Genomic DNA, 1,642 nt, shown 5'->3' on the forward strand with positions numbered 1-1,642 from the left:
GAGGGGCCGAGCAGGACGACGAACGTGCCCGGCTCGACGGCCAGTTCCACCCCGTCGAGCGCGCGCTTACCGCCCGGGTAGACCTTTGTGATCTCCTCGACGCCGACCGACCGGCCGGAGGACACCTGCCCGGCGTGCTCGCCGCGCACCGTGGTCGTGGTCGTGGTCATGGACACCGCTTCACCTTGTGACGAGACCGGAGATGGACTGGGCCGCTTCATCCAGCGCCTGCTGCACCGGCTTCGTGCCGCGGAGCGCCGCGACCACCGCGTTCTGGAGCTGGTCCTGCGCCTCGGTGGCGTGTGCGCCGGGGAACTGGTACCAGGGCACCAGCGTCTTGATCTCGGCGACACCGGCGGCGCGCAGCGGTTGCTCGCGCACCAGGTTGCCCAGGTACCGGGGATCGGTGAGCGCGTGCTGGTTGACCGAGGTGTAACCGGTCGACTTCACCAGCTGTGTCTGCCCGGTCGGCCCGATCAGCTCCTGGATCACCCGCCACGCCGAGCGCCGTACGTTCTCGTCCTTGGCGAAGAGCACCGCGGAGCCACCGCCGGGCGGCGTGCGGCGGTGGCCGCCGTCGGGCACCGGAAGGACATCCGTGCGGATGGGGAACGACGCCCCGTCGGCGATGGTGCTGCTCTGCGACGAGGTCTGCAGCATCATGCCGATGTCACCGCGGAGGAAGGCCGTGGTCAGGTCGGCCGACTGGATGACGGTACTGGTGCCGTCCTGGACGAGATCCCGCCAGTACTGCAGCAGTTGCACCATGGGCTTCTGGTTGACCGTGACCTGCTTCTCGGCCGGGTCCATCATCGACCCGCCCGCGCTGTAGAGCATGTTCTGCAGCGGCCAGTTCGAGTCGGAATCGTAGGGCCAGGCGACTCCGTACCGGGCGGCCCTGCTGCTGACGATCTTGGTTGCGTATGTCTTCAGCTCGCTGAACGTGGCCGGTGGCCGGTCCGGGTCGAGTCCGGCTTTGCGGAGCACGTCTACGTTCAGGTAGAGCACGAGCATGCTGGCGGAGTACGGCACTCCCATCGTCCGGCCGCCGAGCCTGCCGACCTTCAGCAGGGCCGGCGAGTACTGCGAGGCGTCGAACTTCGCCTGCGCCATGAGATCGTCCAGTGGCTGTGCGAGCTTGCTGTCGGCGTAGGTACGCACCGAGTTGGTGCCCACGAGAGCGACGTCGGGGCGGTGGCCGGAGGTGAGATCCGCCTGCAGACGGGTGTCGACATCGTGCCACTTGGGCCCGCCCGCCTTCTCGAACTTCACTGTGATGCCGGTCCGTTTGGTGAACTCGGGCCCCAGGGTGCGCTGGACGTTGCCCGCGATCTTGGGCTCGGTCGGCAACAGCAGGTTGACCGTCTTGGCGTCGATGTTGCCAGTACTGCTACTGCTGCCGCAGGCGGTGGCCGTGCCCGCGGCCGCGACGGCGAGGGCCCCCATCAGGGCACTGCGCCGGGTGATCGTGACGTTCATCGGGATTCCGTTTCGACTGGGGGTGATGGCGGGCTCATTCGCCGCCGTTGGTGAGGGCGATGCCCCGTACCAGCTGGCGCTGGACGAGGAGGAAGAAGAGCAGGAGCGGCAGCGTGGCCAGGGTGGCCGCGGCCATCTGGGTGCCGTAGCTGCTGAGGCTGTC

Annotated in this window: 1 protein-coding gene; it reads right to left on the reverse strand. The window is 68.3% G+C overall.

The annotated features are described in order from the left end of the window. Positions 1–180 precede the first annotated feature (180 nt). Positions 181–1,479 (reverse strand): ABC transporter substrate-binding protein, encoded by a 1,299-nt coding sequence (locus ACWEKM_RS46500; protein ID WP_451627362.1) that lies wholly within the window; start codon positions 1,477–1,479, stop codon positions 181–183. Positions 1,480–1,642: the final 163 nt, after the last annotated feature.

It is taken from the genome of Streptomyces sp. NPDC004752, from assembly GCF_053601275.1.